General features: G+C 33.9%; 14 protein-coding genes. All 14 read right to left on the minus strand.

Features of this window, described 5'->3' with window-relative positions:
- Window positions 1-222: 222 nt before the first annotated feature.
- The 14 genes from A8C32_RS18565 to A8C32_RS18625 all read right to left on the minus strand — a co-directional run bounded on the left by A8C32_RS18565 (window position 223) and on the right by A8C32_RS18625 (window position 20,968).
- Complete coding sequence (locus tag A8C32_RS18565; RefSeq protein ID WP_069831877.1) at window positions 223-2,187, minus strand: heavy metal translocating P-type ATPase; 1,965 nt, start codon at window positions 2,185-2,187, stop codon at window positions 223-225.
- A gap of 30 nt (window positions 2,188-2,217) precedes the next feature.
- Window positions 2,218-2,427 carry a GDCCVxC domain-containing (seleno)protein gene (locus tag A8C32_RS21220; RefSeq protein ID WP_083253427.1) on the minus strand — a complete coding sequence of 70 codons (210 nt, stop codon included), beginning with the start codon at window positions 2,425-2,427 and terminating at the stop codon, window positions 2,218-2,220.
- Window positions 2,427-3,020: a mercuric transport protein MerTP gene (gene merTP / locus A8C32_RS18570; RefSeq protein ID WP_069832103.1), complete on the minus strand. Its 594-nt coding sequence runs from the start codon at window positions 3,018-3,020 to the stop codon at window positions 2,427-2,429. The genes A8C32_RS21220 and merTP overlap by 1 nt, the downstream gene beginning before the upstream one ends.
- 58 nt (window positions 3,021-3,078) lie before the next feature.
- Window positions 3,079-3,495, minus strand: coding sequence for a Fur family transcriptional regulator (locus A8C32_RS18575; RefSeq protein WP_069831878.1), 417 nt, complete (start codon window positions 3,493-3,495; stop codon window positions 3,079-3,081).
- Between the two features lie 2 nt (window positions 3,496-3,497).
- Window positions 3,498-4,703, minus strand: coding sequence for an efflux RND transporter periplasmic adaptor subunit (locus A8C32_RS18580; protein WP_069831879.1), 1,206 nt, complete (start codon window positions 4,701-4,703; stop codon window positions 3,498-3,500).
- 4 nt (window positions 4,704-4,707) lie between these two features.
- The gene (locus A8C32_RS18585; RefSeq protein WP_069831880.1) at window positions 4,708-9,042 is read right to left on the minus strand and encodes a CusA/CzcA family heavy metal efflux RND transporter; all 4,335 of its coding nucleotides are present in this window, start codon (window positions 9,040-9,042) and stop codon (window positions 4,708-4,710) included.
- A 97-nt stretch (window positions 9,043-9,139) separates the two neighbouring features.
- Entirely contained in the window at window positions 9,140-9,451 is a 312-nt protein-coding gene (locus tag A8C32_RS18590) for a DUF6660 family protein (RefSeq protein WP_069831881.1), read from the minus strand.
- Between the two features lie 147 nt (window positions 9,452-9,598).
- Window positions 9,599-9,997, minus strand: coding sequence for a heavy-metal-associated domain-containing protein (locus A8C32_RS18595; RefSeq protein ID WP_069831882.1), 399 nt, complete (start codon window positions 9,995-9,997; stop codon window positions 9,599-9,601).
- A 35-nt stretch (window positions 9,998-10,032) separates the two neighbouring features.
- Complete coding sequence (locus A8C32_RS18600; RefSeq protein ID WP_069831883.1) at window positions 10,033-11,805, minus strand: efflux RND transporter periplasmic adaptor subunit; 1,773 nt, start codon at window positions 11,803-11,805, stop codon at window positions 10,033-10,035.
- Between the two features lie 4 nt (window positions 11,806-11,809).
- Complete coding sequence (locus A8C32_RS18605) at window positions 11,810-14,308, minus strand: heavy metal translocating P-type ATPase (RefSeq protein ID WP_069831884.1); 2,499 nt, start codon at window positions 14,306-14,308, stop codon at window positions 11,810-11,812.
- Window positions 14,308-15,528 carry a TolC family protein gene (locus tag A8C32_RS18610; RefSeq protein ID WP_069831885.1) on the minus strand — a complete coding sequence of 407 codons (1,221 nt, stop codon included), beginning with the start codon at window positions 15,526-15,528 and terminating at the stop codon, window positions 14,308-14,310. Before A8C32_RS18610 ends, A8C32_RS18605 begins: the two co-directional genes overlap by 1 nt.
- Window positions 15,525-19,253 (minus strand): efflux RND transporter permease subunit, encoded by a 3,729-nt coding sequence (locus A8C32_RS18615; RefSeq protein ID WP_069831886.1) that lies wholly within the window; start codon window positions 19,251-19,253, stop codon window positions 15,525-15,527. Before A8C32_RS18615 ends, A8C32_RS18610 begins: the two co-directional genes overlap by 4 nt.
- A gap of 108 nt (window positions 19,254-19,361) precedes the next feature.
- Window positions 19,362-19,775 carry an HYC_CC_PP family protein gene (locus A8C32_RS18620; RefSeq protein WP_069831887.1) on the minus strand — a complete coding sequence of 138 codons (414 nt, stop codon included), beginning with the start codon at window positions 19,773-19,775 and terminating at the stop codon, window positions 19,362-19,364.
- Between the two features lie 89 nt (window positions 19,776-19,864).
- Window positions 19,865-20,968, minus strand: coding sequence for a DUF4238 domain-containing protein (locus A8C32_RS18625; RefSeq protein WP_069831888.1), 1,104 nt, complete (start codon window positions 20,966-20,968; stop codon window positions 19,865-19,867).
- Between the last annotated feature and the right edge of the window lies 1 nt (window position 20,969).

Genomic DNA, 20,969 nt, shown 5'->3' on the forward strand with positions numbered 1-20,969 from the left:
AAATAAGCGTTGGATATTGCAATGGCTTTATGCCGTAGTCTTTTGATGGGTGTATTTTACGAGTTTAACTTGCTTCACATATTGTATGAATAACTCTTTTTTTTAATAACGCTCTTGTTACTAAATATAGATTAATAAAATAAAAATCAGGTATAATTTAAAAACTAAAAACCCTCACAATTGTGAGGGTTTTTAGTTTACAAAAATACGCTTCAATAAGCTTTAATCAACCCATTTCATGCGCTGTAATCTAACAGCATTCAATATTGCTAACAATGCAACACCAACATCTGCAAAAACCGCTTCCCACATAGTTGCTAAACCACCTGCACCTAATATTAGAACAATTACTTTTACACCGAATGCTAATATGATATTTTGCCATACAATTTTGCGAGTGGAACGACTAATTTTAATAGCCCTAACTACTTTTGAAGGTTGGTCTGTTTGAATAATAACATCTGCGGTTTCTATTGCGACATCACTTCCCAATCCACCCATTGCAATTCCTACATCACTTGCTGCTAAAACTGGTGCATCATTAATGCCATCGCCTATAAAAGCAATCTTATTATTAGGGTTTTGTTTTAAAATTTCAACTTCATTTAGCTTATCTTCTGGTAACAAACCGCCTTTAGCGATTTCGATATTTAACTCGGAAGCTACTTTTTGAGTAATGGAATCCTTATCGCCAGAGAGCATCATTATATTTTTGACACCTACTTTATGTAATGCTGTAATCGTTTCTTTTGCATCCTCTTTTAATTCATCTGCAATAACCACATAGCCTGCAAATGTATTGTCTATAGATACCAAAACAATCGATTCTACAATAGTTTCTGTTTCTTCTAAAACATTAATATTATTGGCTGTCATTAGGGCTTTGTTACCAACTAAAACAGTCTTACCGTTTACGATACCTTTTAGGCCTTTACCTGCTATTTCAGATACTTCTGAAGCTTCATAATCTGTACCTTCATCTTTATATTCTAAAATGGCTTTTGCGATTGGATGTGTGGATTGTTCTTCCATCGCCATCAGGTATTTCATAAACTCTTTCTCATCCCAATTGATAGCTTCAATCTTTTTAATTTTAAAGACGCCTTTCGTAACCGTCCCTGTCTTATCCATTACCAATGTATTTATCTTGGTCATGGCATCTAAAAATGAAGCGCCTTTAAACAAAATTCCGTTTTTTGAAGCTGCTCCCAATCCCCCGAAATAACCCAACGGAATGGATATAACCAAAGCACAAGGACAAGAAATTACCAAGAAAATTAAGGCTCTGTATAACCAATCTCTAAACACATAATCATCTACAAAAAAGTATGGTAAAAATGTAACTGCAATAGCTAGAAACACAACTATTGGCGTATAAATTCGAGCAAATTGTCTAATGAATAATTCTGTTTTCGATTTACGAGCTGTTGCATTCTGCACCATATCGAGGATACGTGCAATGGAACTATCCTTAAATTCTTTGGTGGTTTCTATTTCAATAACTCCATCCATATTAATACTTCCTGCAAATACTTTTTCGCCTTTTGCAATCGTATCAGGTTTGCTTTCGCCTGTCAATGCCGCTGTATTAAATGAGCCTTTTTCGGAAAGCAGAATACCATCTAAAGGGATTTTTTCTCCAACACGGACTTGAACTTTTTCTCCAATTTCAACCGTTTCTGGGCTTACAGAAATGTAATCATTATTGCGATATACCAAAGCTTCATTAGGACGAACATCGAGCAAAGCTTTAATATTACCCTTTGCTTTATTTACTGCTGCACTCTGAAATAATTCTCCAACCGCATAGAATAACATTACTGCTACTCCTTCAGGGTATTCGCCAATCACGAATGCACCTATGGTTGCTATAGACATTAAGAAAAACTCTGTAAAAACATCTCCTTTTTTAATGCTTTTCCACCCTTCCTTTATAACAGGAAAACCTACGGGAATATATGCCATAACATACCAAAGTATGCGAATCCATCCTTTAAAATATGGGAACATATCGAAATAGTCGATTGCAATACCAATCATTAACATTACAAAACTGAAAATTGCCGGCAAATAAATATTAAACTTCCCTATGTTCTCTGAACTACTATGATTGTGACCATCGTTTTGATTGTGATCTATTTCAGAATTTGGTTTTATATCTCGTAAATTGACTTTCTTTTTTTTCATTTGGTTTCCTTACTTATTGAAATTATTTTGTTAGCAGCAGCAGTTTTTTCCTTTTTGAATTGGCGGACATGGAACCGTTCCAAAAGAACAATACACACAACAATCTCCTTCATTCGGTTTCAAAACCGTTTTACATTTCTCGCATTCGTAGAAAAACTGACAAGCGTTTGTTGGCATCTCTTCAACCTTTTTATGTTTGCAATTTGGACAAGTAATTTCTGATTTTAATATGACTTCCATTAATTCTGTTTTTTGTTAATTACTTTATAACCTGTTGCGTTAATTGCAATTTCAACTTCAGTTTCATTGGTTTTAGTTCTGTCGAACTCAACAACTGCATTTCCATTTTCGTAGGACGCTTTTGAGCTTAGAATTCCATTAAGTTTATTTACTTCGTGATTTACATGCTCTTCACAACTCGTACAAGTCATTCCGCTAATTTGAAATTTAGTTGTTTTAATGTCCGATTTGTCAACTACGACTATTTGCTTCTCTGTATTTGAGTAAAAAAATTTTGAATAAAATGGAAAAGCCAACATCACAATTGCAAAAACAGTTACTATTCCTAAAAACGCTTTTGACTGTATAAATTTCGAGTTTTCTTCAGTATCACATTCGCAGTCAATTTTCTTTTGAGGTCTTAGTTTTTGATACCAAGCAAAACCAAGAATTAAAATTGTTAACCCTATTAGATAAGGTCTAAAAGGTTCTATCCAAGAAAACATTGAAGCAATCCCGCTTGTACCTGCAATCATTGCTAAAAAAGGTGTTATACAACACAATGAAGCTGCGATTGCTGAAATTAAACTCGTCCCTATTAATTTACTTTTCATCATTATTGTACTTAATTAAAACAAAGATGAGTTAAAATACAATGCAACGGAAGTGCATTTATAATCCACTACATTTATCACAAACACCTTTTACAACCAAGTTTATGTCTTCGGAAATAAAGCCATTTGGCACTTTTATTTGTGGAATTTTATGCTCGGTAAGACAAACCGTTTCGTTGCAGTTATTACAATGAAAATGTAAGTGTAAATCGGTTTCAATATCACAGTTACAGCCTTTTTCACAAAGCGCATATTTAGTAATGCCTGTGCCATCATCTATTTGATGTACAATCGTACTTTCTTCAAATGTTTTTACTGTTCTATACAATGTAGTTCTATCTGCTTTATCAAAAGCATTTTCGATATCACTTAATGTTACTGCTACTTGTTTCTCAGCAAGAAATTTATAAATTAATAAACGCATTGCCGTAACACGTATATTTTTTGACTCTAATAATTGTTCTATGGTTTGCATAATTAATGTTCGTGTTCTGCTTCTCCTTTTTTCATTTCAGCAATTAAATAATACGCATTATTATAAGCGAATTTTGTGGCTTTATCTTGTTCTTCAGCAAATTTAACCGCTATCCAATTACCATCTTTTTCTCCTAAAAGCACTTCAACTGGCTTAAAACTCCAATCGTCATTTTCTTTTTCTACTGAAAAGACATAAAATCTATCGCCTTCTTTTATAATTGCGCTTTCTGGCAATGCATGAGTTTCTGCGTTCTCAACTTGAATTTTACCTTTAATATACATTCCTGGAATTAGATTCCCTTTTTTGTTTTCAATTTCAGCATGGACGTGTAGTGCTTTAGGATTATCTTCAAAAGTTTTGCTTACCGAATAGATTTCTGCTGTAAGATCTTCGTCTGTATTAGATTGTAAATTGAAAATCACTTTTTGACCTTTCTTTACTTTATAAACGTCTTTTTCGAACACCATTAAATCTGCATGAACGTGATGCGTGTTTACGATTTCAAAAAGTTCGGTTTGCGGTTCTACATATTGTCCTGTTTTTACTTCAACTTTTTGGACAAAGCCTTCTATTGGACTACGTAATGATATACTTTGAGCAATGGTTCCATTTCGTACTGATGACGTGTTTATGTTTAATAGTCTCAATTGAGCTTCCAATCCATTTACCATAGCTTTAGAGGCATCATATTCTGCTTCGGCTTTTTGAAAACTTGCACCAGAGCCAACTCCTGCATCATATAATTTTTGCTGACGTTCATAGTTCTTCTTTAAAAAATTACTGTTGCTAAAAGCATTTAAATAATCGGTCTGCATTTTTATAATATTAGGATGAGATAAATATGCAACCACTTGACCTTTATTAACTTTATCGCCTTCAATAACTTTTATTGATACCACATTTGCACCAACTACAGAAGTTATTGCTGCTTCGTTTTGTGGTGGTACTTCTAATGTGCCATTGGCTTCTACATAACCGCTCATATTACGCAATGCTAGGGTGTCTGTTTTCATTTTTAAGGCATCAAACTGTTGTTGTGATAGCATCACTTCTTCTTCATCACTATGAGCTTCTTCGGCTTCTGGCTTTACATCTTCATTGTGTGCATGACCATCGCCTTCTTTATGGCTTTCTTTATTTCCACAGGCAACTACTAAAAGTGAAACTGTTAGTAATGTTAAGATTATATATCGTGTGTTTTTCATTTTCTTATTTATTAAAATATTGTAGTTGAAATGTGCTTTCTAAATAATTTATTAATGCTTCTTGAGCTTGTAATTCAGATTGAATAGCTTCTTTTATGAGTTGTGTAAACCCTGTATAATCTATCTCTCCTTCTTTATAGGCAAATAAAGCCCCCAATTTTTGTTCTTTCACAAGTGGTAACACCTCATTTTTATAGAAAAACCAAGACGTTTTCCATTTTTGATAATTCTCTTTTGATTGTACAAACTTGGATTGTACTTCTTGTTTTTTGAACTGAATGTTCGTATCAGCAATTTCCTTATCGATTTTTGCGGTTTTAACCTTTGCTTTATTTGTACCAGACAAAAAAGGAATGGAAACACCTGCTTGATAGGTATAAAACCCTGAATTACCATTTAAGTTTTGTAAACCACCTTGAAAATTTAACTTGGGTAAATTATCTGCTTTGGCAGCTTTATATGTGGCTTCTGCTTCTGTTACCTGTAATTGTGCTATACCATATAAGGGATGTTCTTCTAAGTTAAAAGTATCAACATCAATTTCACTAGTGATTTCAAAATCATTGGGAACGGTATAGAATGTATCAGAAACCAACCATAGGTTTAACTGTTGTAATGCAATACTATATTCACTTTTTGATTGCATAAATTTATTTTGAATCTGTAAAGCTTGATTTTTAGCTGCTGAATATTCTAACCTTGAAATCGCTTCTACTTCATAATTTAATGCTACTGCTTTTTCAAAATTGGTATAAATTGAATCTAACTCTCTGTATAAATTATAATTCCTTTTACTCTGCAAGGCATTTGCCCAGGCTTTTTTCACTTCCAATTCTAAATCTAATTCTGAAAGTTGAAACGCTTTTTGAGCTAGTTGAATGCGTTGTTCTTGCAATCGTTTTTTTGCAGAAATACCAAACACATCAATGTTGCTTTGACCAATTCCTATAGTTGTATAAATACCATTTCTGTTATTAATTTCCTCGCCTCCAGTAAAAATTTGAGTCGTTCCAAAATCATAAGCTGTACTTTTTAACTGCTCTTGTTTGCTGATTTCTAATTGCTTTTGTTTTAAAAGTGGAAAATTTTCTTTTGATAATTTAACCGCTTCATTCATCGAAATGATTGGCAACGTATCGTTAACTTCTTGGGCGTTTCCTGTTATTGGTAACAAAAACATAAAAGCTACCATAGCAGTAACTGTAATCACTTTTTTGTCTGCTCTAAACTTGAATGATTTGTTTTCTACCCAATGATATAATATAGGTAAAACGAACAATGTTAATAGTGTAGATGTTAATAAACCACCAATTACAACCGTTGCTAAAGGCCGTTGTACTTCTGCACCAGCTGATGCCGAAATTGCCATAGGTAAAAAGCCTAAAACATCTGTAAAAGCGGTTAGCATAATTGGTCTAATTCTTCGTTTTGTTCCCTCTATAATTCTATCTTTAAGATTGGTAACACCTTCATCTTTCAACTCATTCAAATCACTAATCATTACTAATCCATTTAAAACCGCAACACCAAATAAAACGATAAAACCGACTCCTGCCGAAATACTAAATGGCATATCTCGTAACCACAACGCTACGACACCACCAATGGTTGCCATAGGAATTGCGATATAAATCATTAAGGTTTGTGGCAATGATTTTAAAGCAAAATAAATAAGTACAAAAATGAGCAATAACGCAATTGGTACAACTGTTTGCAGTCTATTACTAGCACGTTCTAAATTTTCAAAAGCACCACCATAACGAATAAAATAACCTGATGGCAACTCTAGTTTAGCATCTAACTTGGATTTTATTTCTGTTACCAATGATTTTACATCACGTCCCCTTACATTAATACCAACATAGGTTCTTCTGTTTGTATTATCCCTACTTATTTGCATTGGACCGGCTTTGTAGCTTATATCTGCAACTTCCCGAAGTGGAATTTGAGTACCAGACGGTAAGTTGATGTACAAATTTTGAACATCTGAAATATCCTTTCGATTTTGGGAATTTAATCTTACTACTAAATCGAATCGTTTTTCGCCTTCAAAAATAATTCCTGCTGTACCACCTGCAAAAGCCGATTGCACAATTTGATTTAAGGTGTTTATTTGCAGTCCGTATTGGGCTAATTTATTTCTATTGTAAGTAATAGTCATTTGTGGCAACCCTGTTGTGGCTTCGGCTTTCATATCTCCAATACCTTCAGTTCCTGCAATGATTTTGGATATTTCTTCTGCTTTTTGAGACAGGACATTTATATCTTCTCCATAAAGTTTTATGGCAATGTCTTCTCTAACACCTTCCAGCAATTCATTAAAACGCATTTCGATAGGTTGTGTAAATTCATAGTTAACACCTGGAACCATTTCTACCGCTTCTTTCATCTTCTCTATTAATTCATCTTTTGTAGTGGCTGTTGTCCATTCGCTTTTTGGTTTTAAAATCACAAAAACATCGGCTAAATCCATTGGCATTGGGTCTGTTGGGATTTCTGCAACACCAATTCGACTTACAATTTTTTCGACTTCTGGAAACTTTGCTTTTACAATTTGTTCAATTTTTGTGGTCGTTTCAATCGTTTCTGTAAGCGAGCTTCCAGGTTTTAAAATGGCGTGAAATGCAATATCTCCTTCATCGAGTTGTGGGATGAATTCGCCTCCCATTCGACTAAACATAAAAACTGTTAGTCCGAATAGCACGACTGCAATGCCTATAATCCATTTTCCTTTTTGTATCGCTTTAACTAATAAAGGTTGGTATTTTTCTTCTACCCAATGCACAAATTTATCGCCATAAGATTCTTTGTCTGACTTTGGTGCTCTTAAAACCAAGGCAGACATCATTGGCACATACGTCAAACAAAGTACCATTGCACCAATCATTGCAAAAATGAAAGTCAATGCCATCGGTTTGAACATTTTTCCTTCAATCCCTTCTAATGCCAAAATAGGCAGAAAGACAATTAGAATAATTAGCTGACCAAAAAAGGCTGCATTCATCATTTTTTTTGAAGCATTAGAAGCCACTTTATCTCTTTCTTTTGCAGTAAGTTTCTTCTTTTTTAGCACTTGTGATGCAATAAGAAAAACGGTACTTTCTACTATAATTACTGCACCATCGACAATAATACCGAAATCTATTGCTCCTAAGCTCATTAAATTAGCCCAAACATCAAACACATTCATAAGGATAAATGCAAACAACAACGATAACGGAATAGTGGATGCCACTATTAAACCACCTCTCCAATTTCCTAATAAAAAGATGAGTACAAATATTACTATTAATGCACCTTCAATAAGGTTTGTTGCTACAGTTGATGTAGTTTCTGCTATTAACTTACTTCGGTCTAATAAAGGTTCAATAATCACACCTTCTGGTAATGACTTTTCTATTAGAGCCATGCGTTCTTTTACATTCTCGATAACATCGTTTGAGTTTGCGCCTTTAAGCATCATTACCAAACCACCTACAACTTCTCCTTCTCCATCTTGTGTTAATGCGCCATAACGAATAGCAGACCCAAATTGTACTTTGGCAATGTCGCCAATAGTTATAGGAATATTATTGGTGTTTTTTACTGTGATTTTTTTAATATCATCCAAACTACGCACTAAGCCTTCGCCACGAATAAAATTAGCTTGATGATTTTTTTCAATATATGCACCACCTGTATTTTGATTATTGTTTTCCAACGCTTCAAAGATATCGGTAATTGTTAATCCGATTGCTCGCAACTCATTTGGATCAACAGCGACTTCATATTGCTTAATTTTTCCGCCAATAGCATTAACTTCAACAACACCTTCTACCATTGCCATTTGACGTTGTACAATCCAATCTTGCATGGTGCGCAAATCAGTAACTGAATATTTCTCTTTGTATTCTGGTTTGACTTTAAGTGTGTATTGATATATTTCTCCTAGACCAGATGAAATAGGACCCATTGAAGGTTCTCCAAATCCCTCGGGAATTTGTTCTTTGATGTCGTTGAGTTTTTCAGCGACTAATTGACGTGGCAGATACGTTCCCATATCATCGTCAAAAACAATGGTAACAACTGATAAGCCAAAACGAGAAATTGAACGAATTTCTTGGACATTAGGTAGATTGCTCATTGCTACCTCTACTGGATAGGTTATGATTTGCTCAATATCCTCTGTTCCTAAATTTGGTGCTTGCGTAATGACTTGTACTTGGTTGTTGGTAATATCTGGTACCGCATCTATAGGTACTTGAGTCATACTCCAAATACCAGCTCCAACAATGGTAAGCGTTAGCAAACCAATAATGAATTTGTTATTGATTGAAAAATCAATGATTTTATTAATCATAGAATTATAGTTATAATGAATTTATAAATAAAGAATAGTTACCAAAGAGTATCGATGGTAGCATAGATTTATAATACACCTGCGAAGCAGGTGCTCATTACACTTGTGGTGGTTGTAAAACGGAATTCGTGAAGTCTTTTTCTGAACCGCTTAGGTATAAAACATCTTTTGTGGAAATAAAAGATAATTCTAATTTTAAATCCGGTATATCAAAATGCACAGCACTTACATGGCAGCATTGACAAATACAAAAAGGCGAACATAAATCTGAATCTTGATGTTGATGGTCATTGTCCATTCCTTGTGAAATTTCTGTTTGAACCTCATTATCAAGCGTAACATTATCTTCGCAGGGTGCTAAATTAAGCGCGAAAATATAAATTGATAATATAAAAGCTAAAAATTTCATCGTAGCAAAGATATAAATTATTTAATGCAATGGTATTGCAAATAACGTTAGTATGATTTTTTTATAATAGAAGAGCCTTAAATAACAAGGCTCTTCTAAATTTATTATTAATGGTCATGGTCTGAATGATCCTCTTCCTTTATCTCCTTATTGATTCATCATCATTTCGTGGTCGTATTGACAACATTCTGGTAGGTTACTGTAAGCATCTTCATCTCCTGAAACTTTTTCTGTATCGTAACCTGATGCTGCTATTGCTTTGTGAATTGCCATTGCATCTGTTTTAGCATCATCAAAAGACACATCTATTTTCTTTTTATCGACATCCCATGTTGCATTAGCAACACCTTCAACTTTGTTAGCAGCTTTTTCGATAGTTTTTTTACACATTCCGCAATTACCTCTAACACCAAAAGATATGTCTACCATAGCCATGTCTTTAGATACTTCCGTTTTTGTTTCTGTTGTTTCTTGCTTGGTTTCGTTTTTGCAACTCGTTAAACCTATAGCCATAATTACAGCTACACTTAAAATTACTTTTTTCATTGTTAAAAAATTTAATTGTTATTATTTGATTTTTATTATTCTATGACTTGTTTTACTTCTCCACAGGTTAGCATTGCACCACCAAAATATGGATTGATTACTTTTTCTTCCCTGCTCAACCAGTACGCACCAATATTATCGTCTACCATCGGACAAAACTCAACAAAGACTTTTTCATTGATACCAAATGTCTGAATCGTGCTAATTAAATGTGATGAAAGATGCTTAAAATGATTTCGTTGTGATTCAATATTTGATGCATTTGAAATTGATGTGGCAGATGCTTTTATTTCTTTTTCTAATGACATCCAATGACCATGAGCCTCTTTATCTTTTAATAGCTTCATATCAACTTTAGATAAATTACCCAGTAGTCTTTTCGATTCAGTTATTACATTATTAGATTCATCTTTAAGTAAAGCATCTTTTAATTTGATATAATCATTAAAAACGACTTTCAATTGATTCTGAAAACCCTTGGACACTTTTACCCTCTCATTCATATTAGAATGATTCGCGTTATTTGCTGAAGGATTATTTTCCATTCCAAGATGTCCTTCATGACCAGTCATAACTTTACCACCTTCTTTATTCATCATTGATTTTTTGCCTTGTAATTGCGCTGCTGCATCAACGGTAAATGTTCCATTTGTTACTATCTCATCGTCAATTTTCAAACCATCTAACACTTCATAATTGTCGCCAATTTGATTCCCTAATGTAATTTTTCGCATTTCAAAAACAGGTTGAGCAGGGTCTGTTTTTATATAAACAACTGAACGTTCTCCAGTCCATAAAACGGCTGTGGATGGAATGGTTAATGCTTGTTCTTTACTTGAAGTCACTCCTTTAATTTTCCCTTCAACAAACATTCCTGGCTTAAAAACGTTCTGTTTATTATTAAGTACCGCTCTTAATTTCACAGTTCTTGTTCTTGTATCTAAAACAGGGTCAATAAAATCTACTTTAGCTTTAAATTCTTTATTAGCATAAGTATTGGTAGTGACTGAAATCTCTTGTCCTTTTTTAAATAAATCGATTTGATTTTCATACACATCAAAATTTGCCCAAACCGTGTTTAGATTAGCTATTTTAAGTAAAGGTTGACCTTGTTTGATATAATCGCCCTGTTCGACTAATTTCTCAGAAACCGTACCTGAAACCGTTGCATATACCGGAAAATTTTCTTTAACCTTACCAGAAGTTTCAATTTGATTAATTTGATTTTCTGAGAGCTTCCACAATTTTAATTTGTTGCGCACAGCTTTGTATAATGCAGGTTGTGATTCTTTTAATGAAGCTGCTGTAATAAGTTCTTGTTGTGCTGCATATAATTCAGGCGAATAGATAGTTGCCAATAACTGCCCTTTTCTAACTTCCTCGCCTGTAAAACTCACATTTAGACGTTCTATTCTTCCTGAAAAATAACTGACTTGAACGGCATTCGCTTCTTCATTCTCTACAATTTTTCCAGATAATTTAACTGTACTATCTTCTGTTTTACCATTGCCTACAATTGACGTTTGAATATTTGCCAAAGCCATTGCGTTTTCTGTTAGCTTGAATTGGTCTGCCATTAAACCATCTGCACTACTTTCGGCAGGTATTAAATCCATACCACAAATAGGACAATCCCCTGGTTCTGGTTGCATAATCTGTGGATGCATAGAACACGTCCACATTTGATTGGTTTCTGCAACCGCATCGTGATTATGCTCTGTCTCTTTTTTTGATGAGCCACCAAAAATCAACCATCCCAATAACAATCCAACTATCAATATTCCGAAGTAAATTATATATTTTTTCATTTTATTATATTTTAATATTTCTTAATCGTAATGCATTTACTATTACTGAAACAGAGCTAAAACTCATTGCTAAAGCTGCTATCATTGGCGACAATAAAATGCCAAAAAACGGGAATAATACGCCCGCTGCAATAGGTACTCCTAACGTGTTGTAGATAAGAGCAAAAAATAAATTTTGCTTTATGTTTCTCATTACAGAATGACTTAAATTTTTAGCCTTTACAATACCGTGTAAATCACCTTTTACCAAGGTTATCATTGCACTTTCGATAGCTACAGATGTTCCTGTACCCATTGCAATGCCGACGTCACTTTTTGCCAATGCTGGTGCATCATTAATACCATCACCTGCCATAGCAACTACTTTGCCTTTTTCTTGCAGTTTCTCTACTTCTTTGAGTTTATCTTCTGGTAGCATACTGGCTTTAAAATCTGCAAGATTTAATTCAGAAGCTACTGCCTGTGCTGTATCGTGATTATCGCCTGTAAGCATTACAACATCAATGCCTTTATCTTGTAGTGTTTTAATTGCTTTGGCACTTGTTTCTTTTATTTTATCTCCAATAACTACATAGCCAACAACGGTTTTATCTATCGACAAATAAGAAACTGTCTTACCTTGTTTTTGGTAAGATTTAGCTTCGTCTTTCATTTTAGAAGTAATGTCTGCTTTGGCATATTCCATCATTTTAGGATTTCCTAATGCTACTTTTTTATCGTTTATTATAGCTTCAACACCTTTTCCTGTGATAGCACTAAAGTTTTCAGATTTTATTATTTCAGCGTTATGTTCCTTTCCATATTTAACAGTAGCTTCTGCTAATGGGTGTTCACTATTCGTATTTAATGAAACGATATATTGTAGTAGCTCTTTTTCTTTTAGAGTATCACTAAAAACACCTACTGTTTCTACTGTTGGTTTTCCTTCTGTAATTGTTCCTGTTTTATCAACTATAAGTGTATTTACCTTATCCATTTTTTCAAGTGCTTCAGCATTTTTAATCAATACACCATTTTGAGCACCTTTACCAACACCAACCATTACTGACATAGGTGTTGCCAATCCCAATGCACAAGGACAAGCTATTATCAAAACAGCAATAGCATTCACAAACGCAAACACATAAACGGGTTCTGGTCCCCAAATTGCCCAAACCGCAAAAGTTAGTAATGAGATAATGACCACAACAGGCACAAAATAACCTGATACTTTATCGGCTAAATTTTGAATTGGCGCACGACTTCTACTGGCATTATTAACCATGTGGATGATTTGAGAGAGTAGTGTATCGCTCCCCACTTTTTCAGCTTGCATTAAAAAAGATTGGTTGCCGTTTATTGTTCCGCTACTTACTTTATCATTTACTGTTTTATTAACAGGAATTGGCTCTCCTGTAATCATAGATTCGTCAATGGTTGTATCTCCTTCTGTTATCGAGCCATCCACAGGAATCTTATCGCCTGGTTTTACTTTTAGAATATCATTTAATTCAATAGCATCGATGGTTACTTCAACATCTTCGCCATCTACTATTTTTATAGCTTTATTGGGTGCTAACTTTAATAATTCTTTTACTGCTGAATTGGTTTTACTATGCGCACGAGCTTCTAAAAGTTGACCTAAAAGCACCAATGTTAGAATGACGGTTGCTGCTTCAAAATAGACATGTACTGCTCCAGATTCTGTTTTAAACTGACTTGGAAAAATATCTGGAAAAAACATACCAAAAACACTAAATAACCAAGCGATGCCTGCACCTATTCCTATGAGTGTAAACATATTAAGATTCCATGTTTTTATGCTTTTATAGGCACGCTCAAAAAACATCCACGTCGCATAAAACACAACTGGAATTGATAGGACAAACTGAATCCAATTCCAATATTTTTGTTCCATTATATCGTATAATGGATTGTTGGAAAACATTTCACTCATTACGATTAAGAATATTGGCAATGTGAACACTACAGCAATCTTAAACTTCTTTAATAATTTTTTATAGGTTTTCTCTTCTGCTGAACTATCTGCTTCCATTGGTACTAAATCCATTCCGCATTTAGGACAAGAACCTGCTTCATCTTTAATTATTTCTGGATGCATGGGGCACGTCCATTGTTCTGATGAAGATGTGGACAAATTTTGTTCTTCAACTAAATCCATTCCGCAGACAGGACAATCGCCTGGTTTATCATAGTTTTTATCGCCTTCGCAATGCATAGGACAATAAAAAGTACCTGTTCCTGCTTTTGGTGGCTGTTTTTCCTTTTCTACTTTGTTATGGTGGTGTTCTCCTAATTTATGAATACTATAATTTCCGCTATCCTTCTCTAAAGCTTCTTGAAGTCTTTCTATGGGAATATGAGATTCCATTTCGATTGTTGCTTCTGCTCTTTCTAAATCAACTGAAGCCTTTGAAACACCTTCCACTTTTGAAAGTTTTTCTTCTACGTGACTGCGACAACCGTTGCAAGTCATTCCGTGTATGTGATATGTATGTTTCATTATTGCTGTGTTAAATAATTAATAATTGTGGTTTGCACATAGTAAGTTTTAACAGACTCAATTTGATTCATTTGAAACTTCAATTGCAATTCTTGTATGTCCAAAACGTCATTAAAATCAATCGTTCCTGTTTCGTAATTTTTAATAAGAATCTCTTCAGCATCTTTAGCTTGCTTTAAGTTCTTCGTTTGGGTTGCATAACTTATTCTTGCTGAAATCTTATCGTTTACTGCTTTATCCAATAGTATTTCTAATGCATTTGTGCGCTCTTGTTTTTGTGCCAAAATCTCTTGCTGTTGCAACTCATTTTGTTTGGTTTGGGATTTGTACTTATTATTAAATATGGGAATTGATACTGATACCATTGGCATAATTATATCTTTTCCATTGTCACTAAAATCCATGTTAGGACGTTCATCAACATTGATATAATCTAAACCGAAACCAATCATTGGACTACTTTCTTTTTGATTCAATAATTCAGATTGCTCTACCGACTGATAGAGTTTATCGAATTTTAGTAATTCAGGATGTAGAGATAAATTCCCAGAATTGATTTCAAAATCTTCTGAAGGAATTATTAACTCATTAATAACAGAAACTTGTACATCCTTATTACGATTTAAAAGCTTATTAAAAGTAGTTTGTTCTGCTAAAAATTGTTGAACCAAAACATCTAACAATTGCTGCATTTCATTTTGACGTATTTGCAATCGTAATACATCTACAGCTGAAGCTTTGCCAACTTCAACCGATGTTAAAGCCAATGTTTCATAGGTTTTAAGTAGTTTAATATTCTCACTTAAAACTTCTTGTTTTGCTTTATTAGCGTAAAGATTATAATAGGATTGCGATACCGAAGCCATCAGTTTTCTTTTGGCAATAACAATGTCTTCATATTTAGCATCTGCCAAAGCACTCACATAGTTTTCTCTTGCGGTTATGTTCCCAAACCAAGGCAACATTTGTTTTGCTGATACTTTGAAGCGTTGCGCTCCTGTTCGGGTTTCTGGTTCGCTTACGAAGTAACCCACACCAAATTCGGTATTAGGTAATGTATTTACTTCATTCACTTTTTCGGAAGCAATACTATACTGTAATTCAAACTTTTGAATTTCAGGATTGTTATTTAATGCTTCATTAATAAGCGTTTCTAATTCTTGTGCATTAGAAACACTAAAAGCTAATAAACCTATGAGTGTATAAATTATTCTTTTCATTTGTTTGCTCTTTTCAATTTAAACTCTTCTCTCCAGCTATATAATACCGGTACAATAAAATAAGAGGTAATATCTATAACCATTCCGCCAAATATTGGAATTGCCATAGGTATCATAATATCACTTCCTTTTCCTGTGGATGTCAATACTGGTAACAGCGCTAAAATGGTAGTTACAGTAGTCATCAAACACGGACGAATACGTTTTTCGGCTGCTTGTAAAGCGGAAGCTCTAATGCTCTTTTTATCAGAAGGTTTTTCACGCTCAAAAGTTTGCGTGAGGTATGTTGCCATAACGACACCATCATCTGTAGCAATACCAAATAATGCTATAAAACCTACCCAAACCGCAACACTTAAATTGATAGTTTTCATATTGAAAAGGTCTCGCATATTCTCTCCAAACAAACTAAAATTGAAAAACCAATCTTGACCGTAAAGCCATATCATTATAAAACCACCCGCAAAAGCAACTGTTATTCCTGTAAAAACCATGAGTGACGTAGTAACAGATTTGAATTGGAAATATAGAATCAAGAAAATAATAGCAAGTGCTAATGGAACGACAACAGAAAGCGTTTTTTCTGCTCGTAACTGATTTTCATAAGTGCCTGTAAATTTATAGCTGATGCCCTTTGGAACAGTTAATTCTCCTGAATCTATTTTCTGTTGAAATAAAGCTTGCGCATTTTCAACAACATCAACTTCTGCAAACCCATCTAATTTATCAAACAACACATAGCCAACTAAAAAGGTATCTTCACTTTTTATGACTTGTGGACCTTGCTCATACCGAATCGTCGCTAATTCACTTAATGGAATAGGACTTCCTTTTTCAACAGGAATATAGATGCCTTTTATATCTTCAGGATTACCTCGTAGCTCTCTAGGGTATCGCACTCTAACAGCATAGCGTTCTCTTCCTTCTACAGTTTGAGTAATAGCCATACCGCCAATTGCTACTTTCAGCACACTTTGTACATCTTCTATAGATACACCATAACGTGCTATTTTTTCTCTATCAATATCAATAAGTAAATAAGGTTTCCCTACAATTCTATCTGCAAAAACAGCTTGCTCTTTTACACCTTCTGCTTGTTTAAGAATGGTTTCTAACTGCAATCCAAACGCTTCAATTTGTTTTAAATCTTGTCCTTTTACTTTTATTCCCATCGGTGCACGCATTCCTGTTTGAAGCATTACCAATCTGGTTTCTATCGGTTGTAATTTTGGTGCAGAAGTAACTCCTGGTAATTTGGTAACTCTAACTATTTCATTCCAAATATCATCAGGACTATTAATTTCTGGTCGCCAATTACGATAGAATTCGCCATCATTATCTTCGATAAGTTGAGCATGTATAACTTTTGTAAAAACAACATTTTCGGAATTATTAGGATTGGCGATAAATGTTCCATCTTTCAATTCAAAAGCACCATCATCGTTTACTTTGTAACGTTGTCTTTTTCCTTTTGAGTTACGCATGTATTCAGACTTATACTGAATCATGTTTTCGTACATAGATAAAGGCGCAGGATCTAATGCAGATTCTGTTCTACCAGACTTTCCTACTACGGTTTCAATTTCTGGAATAGTGGCTACAGCCATATCCAATTGCTGAAGCACACGTTTATTTTCCTCAACACCTGAGTGTGGTAATGAGGTTGGCATTAATAGAAAAGAACCTTCGTTTAGAGATGGCATAAATTCTTTTCCTGTATTGTTCATAATCCATCCTCCAGAAACAAGCACAGTTGCCGGAATAATTAAAAACAATAACTTGTTTGCTAAAGCCCAATTTAAAATTTGACCATAATACTTTCTGAAAATTGAAAATATTCCTAAAATTCCGAAGCAAATAATAGCTACAAAAATAAGATTGACTAAAATACTTCTGTCAAAGCCTAGTGGTCTCCAATATTCGGCAAGTAAAAAAATAATGGCAGTACACGAAATAATAATATTTACAAGATTGCTGTTTTTCTTATTTAGTTTACCCAAGACTCCAAGTAAACTAGTAATACCAAAAGCAATTAAAATAATCCCTAACCAATATCCAGTAACCATAATTGCTATTCCAGCAATTATTAAAGCACCATTTATGATGTATTTAAATGACTTTTTAAATGATGTTTTTCTGAATAAATAAGCTGCTAATGGTGGGATTAGAAATAAGGCAATAACCAAAGATGCTGATAACGCCATCGTTTTGGTAAATGCTAATGGTCTAAACAATTTTCCTTCTGCACCAATCATTGTAAATACAGGAACGAAGCTGATAATTGTAGTTAATACCGCAGTTAAAATCGCTCCAGAAACTTCGGCAGTCGCATTATAAACTACTTCATTCGTAGTTAACTCTGTACCATCTTCTCGTAATCGTAATTTGTCATCATCGAGATGGCGAATCATATTTTCTGCGAGAATGACGCCTACATCTACCATAGTTCCAATTGCAATAGCAATACCAGAAAGTGCTACAATATTGGCATCTACGTTAAACAGTTTCATGGTAACAAATACCATTAATACGGCGACAGGCAACAATCCAGAAATTAAAATAGAAGCTCTTAAATTGAAAACCATAACAATAATAACCAAAATGGTAATTAATATTTCTAGTGTCAACGCTTCATTAAGCGTGTCTAATGTTTCTTCAATAAGCTCGGTACGATCATAGAAAGGAACAACTGTTAATTGAGATGTTCGTCCATCTGCCAATACCTTTGAAGGTAATCCGCCTTTCAGCTCCTCAATTTGCGCCTTTACATTATTAATGACTTCCATTGGATTTGCACCATATCGTGCCACTACAACACCACCAACGACTTCCGCACCTTCTTTATCCAATAAACCTCTTCGTGTTGCTGGACCTAATGATACTTTACCAATGTCTTTAATCTTAATTGAAGTAAAATCCTCTGAAGTAACTACAGCATTTTCAATATCTTCAACAGATTTCACATAACCCAAACCACGTACTAAATATTCAGCTTGATTAATTTCTATAGTCTGCGCACCAATATCTTGATTACTACTTTTAACCGCTTTTACAATCTGGTTTAAACTAATGTTATATTGACGCATCAGCTCTGGATTGACATCCACCTGATACTCCTGTACATAACCACCAATGGAAGCGACTTCAGAAACACCGCTTGCAGTAGATAAAGCATATTTCACATAGTAATCTTGAATGCTACGCAGTTCGTGTAAATCCCAACCACCAGTAACATTTCCATTTTCATCTCTACCTTCAAGAGTGTACCAAAATATTTGTCCCAAACCTGTGGCATCTGGTCCCAATGCAGGATTAACACCTTCTGGTAATAATCCACTTGGTAATGAATTGAGTTTTTCTAGAATACGACTGCGACTCCAATAGAATTCTATATCTTCTTCAAAAATGATATAGATACTTGAAAACCCAAACATAGAAGAACTACGAATGGTTTTTACTCCTGGAATACCGAGTAAAGAAGTCGTTAATGGATAAGTGATTTGGTCTTCTATATCTTGTGGCGAACGACCATCCCACTTTGTGAATACAATTTGTTGGTTTTCTCCAATATCTGGAATGGCGTCAACCGCTACAGGGTTGCTTGGCAAAAATCCTGTATCCCAATTAAAAGGTGCGTTTACAGTTCCCCATCCTACAAAAAGGACGAGTAACAGAACTGCTACGAGTTTATTTTCTATTAAAAATTTGATGCTTTTATTTAGCATTGGCTTTGATTATTAAACAGTTAGACATTGGCGTTAGAAAAACACCGAATACAGCAAATTATCCTTATGACATAAAGTCATAGGATAAATCAGTCTATTGTTTAAAAATCAAATTAAATACGTCTCGTCAATTTTGTAGAGTTGCCTTATGACGAGTGGCGGTTTGTATTCTTCAAAAGAAGATACATTGTTATCTAAACCTTCAAAAAGGTTAATATAAGTATAAACAAATGAAGCGATGAATACTTGTTGTTCAAAAGAAATTTTGTCAACTTGTAATTGTAGTTCGTCTTGACCATCAACTACCAATTGTTCATCATTACAACAATTCTTTTTTGTAATAGAACAACCTTCAGTTGAAGAATTATCCATTTCCATTCCGCATCCTTCAGCTTTATGGAACATAGCAGTTTCTACCAAAGTATCTCCACAATAATGCATACTGAGCGTAAATGACATTGTAGAGAGTAACACTACAAAAGCCATTGCCAAAGACATTGCTTTATGGAATACTTGTTTCATATTGAGTACAAAGGTATAAAATTTTAACAACTCCTAAATTTTGTTTAACAGAAGTTTAGATATAAAACTGCAAAAAACAAATAACCAATTTACCACTTACCCATTTTTGATAGCACCTTTTTGTACTTCAACATTTGGATATCGTCTTTACAATATGGATGTTCTAAAAGTTCTTTAAGTTTACCTATAAACTCTTTTGAAACAAACCCTTTTTTCTTTAAAACATCAAATAAAACGAGGGCTTGCTCTGCCCTGTATTTAGCTTTTTTCAAAAACTCTTCTCCATTTTCTGGGTTTTCATAATGGTTTTGAATATCAAAATGTTTATCAATATCTCCTTTGTATGCTACTAATAAGTTTTCAGCATTCTGTTGTGTAACTCCATTTGTTGTAAATACATAGTCTCTGTCTTGAGTAAGTCTATTAATTCTCGTTTGTCCATCTGCGTAATCATTAGGATGAATCTCTAAATAATGTGAACGATCCAAGGGTAAAGTAATAACTGCTTTGGGATCATATAAACCTTGAAATTTATTAGTTTCAAAATACCTAATTGAAACTGGATTATCGCAAGTAATTATTGGCGCATTTGAATCTTCTATTTTAATTACATTTATTGTACAATCGTATTTGTATTTAACAAAGTTTCCCCATTGTTCAAGATGGTTAACTAAAAAGGCAGTTCTTGAACGTTCATCGTACTGTTTTTTAACCTCCTCTATTTCATCAATATGAAATTCCATTTTCTCTCCAAATAAATTCATTTTTATCAAACCATGTTCATTTGCTGTATGAGCTGCCCTATCAAAGATTTGTTTATTCATACCTTTTTGAAGATTTAAAATTCTTGGTGTACGAAAATATAATGATAGACATACATATAGTATTTGAATTTTTTGCTCTTGACTAACTGTCAATACCTTTTCATCAACAAGTAATTTATATATTTTTGGAAACTCGCTATCAACATTTTCAGCATAATGTTTTTCTAAGGCGTATTTTACTTCATCTGATTCAGCAGGAATTGTATAAATGTTTTTTTCAAAACAAATATCTTTTGTGCTTATTTGCTCTAAAAGCATACCATTGTCCATTTTATAAACATCGACAAAATAATTTCTTTTTCTTCCTTCAACTGAAAAGTTCTTTAAATATGAACGTGGTATATAATGTTGCTTTATTGGATTTGACATT

Origin of the sequence: Flavivirga aquatica (assembly GCF_001747085.1) — a bacterium.
Lineage (GTDB): Bacteria > Bacteroidota > Bacteroidia > Flavobacteriales > Flavobacteriaceae > Algibacter_C > Algibacter_C aquatica.

Bases quoted from the DNA above. Each gene is read 5' to 3' on its own strand.
- A8C32_RS18565 (WP_069831877.1), bottom strand. From the start codon at position 2,187: ATGAAAAAAAAGAAAGTCAATTTACGAGATATAAAACCAAATTCTGAA.
- A8C32_RS21220 (WP_083253427.1), bottom strand. From the start codon at position 2,427: ATGGAAGTCATATTAAAATCAGAAATTACTTGTCCAAATTGCAAACAT.
- merTP (WP_069832103.1), bottom strand. From the start codon at position 3,020: ATGAAAAGTAAATTAATAGGGACGAGTTTAATTTCAGCAATCGCAGCT.
- A8C32_RS18575 (WP_069831878.1), bottom strand. From the start codon at position 3,495: ATGCAAACCATAGAACAATTATTAGAGTCAAAAAATATACGTGTTACG.
- A8C32_RS18580 (WP_069831879.1), bottom strand. From the start codon at position 4,703: ATGAAAAACACACGATATATAATCTTAACATTACTAACAGTTTCACTT.
- A8C32_RS18585 (WP_069831880.1), bottom strand. From the start codon at position 9,042: ATGATTAATAAAATCATTGATTTTTCAATCAATAACAAATTCATTATT.
- A8C32_RS18590 (WP_069831881.1), bottom strand. From the start codon at position 9,451: ATGAAATTTTTAGCTTTTATATTATCAATTTATATTTTCGCGCTTAAT.
- A8C32_RS18595 (WP_069831882.1), bottom strand. From the start codon at position 9,997: ATGAAAAAAGTAATTTTAAGTGTAGCTGTAATTATGGCTATAGGTTTA.
- A8C32_RS18600 (WP_069831883.1), bottom strand. From the start codon at position 11,805: ATGAAAAAATATATAATTTACTTCGGAATATTGATAGTTGGATTGTTA.
- A8C32_RS18605 (WP_069831884.1), bottom strand. From the start codon at position 14,308: ATGAAACATACATATCACATACACGGAATGACTTGCAACGGTTGTCGC.
- A8C32_RS18610 (WP_069831885.1), bottom strand. From the start codon at position 15,528: ATGAAAAGAATAATTTATACACTCATAGGTTTATTAGCTTTTAGTGTT.
- A8C32_RS18615 (WP_069831886.1), bottom strand. From the start codon at position 19,253: ATGCTAAATAAAAGCATCAAATTTTTAATAGAAAATAAACTCGTAGCA.
- A8C32_RS18620 (WP_069831887.1), bottom strand. From the start codon at position 19,775: ATGAAACAAGTATTCCATAAAGCAATGTCTTTGGCAATGGCTTTTGTA.
- A8C32_RS18625 (WP_069831888.1), bottom strand. From the start codon at position 20,968: ATGTCAAATCCAATAAAGCAACATTATATACCACGTTCATATTTAAAG.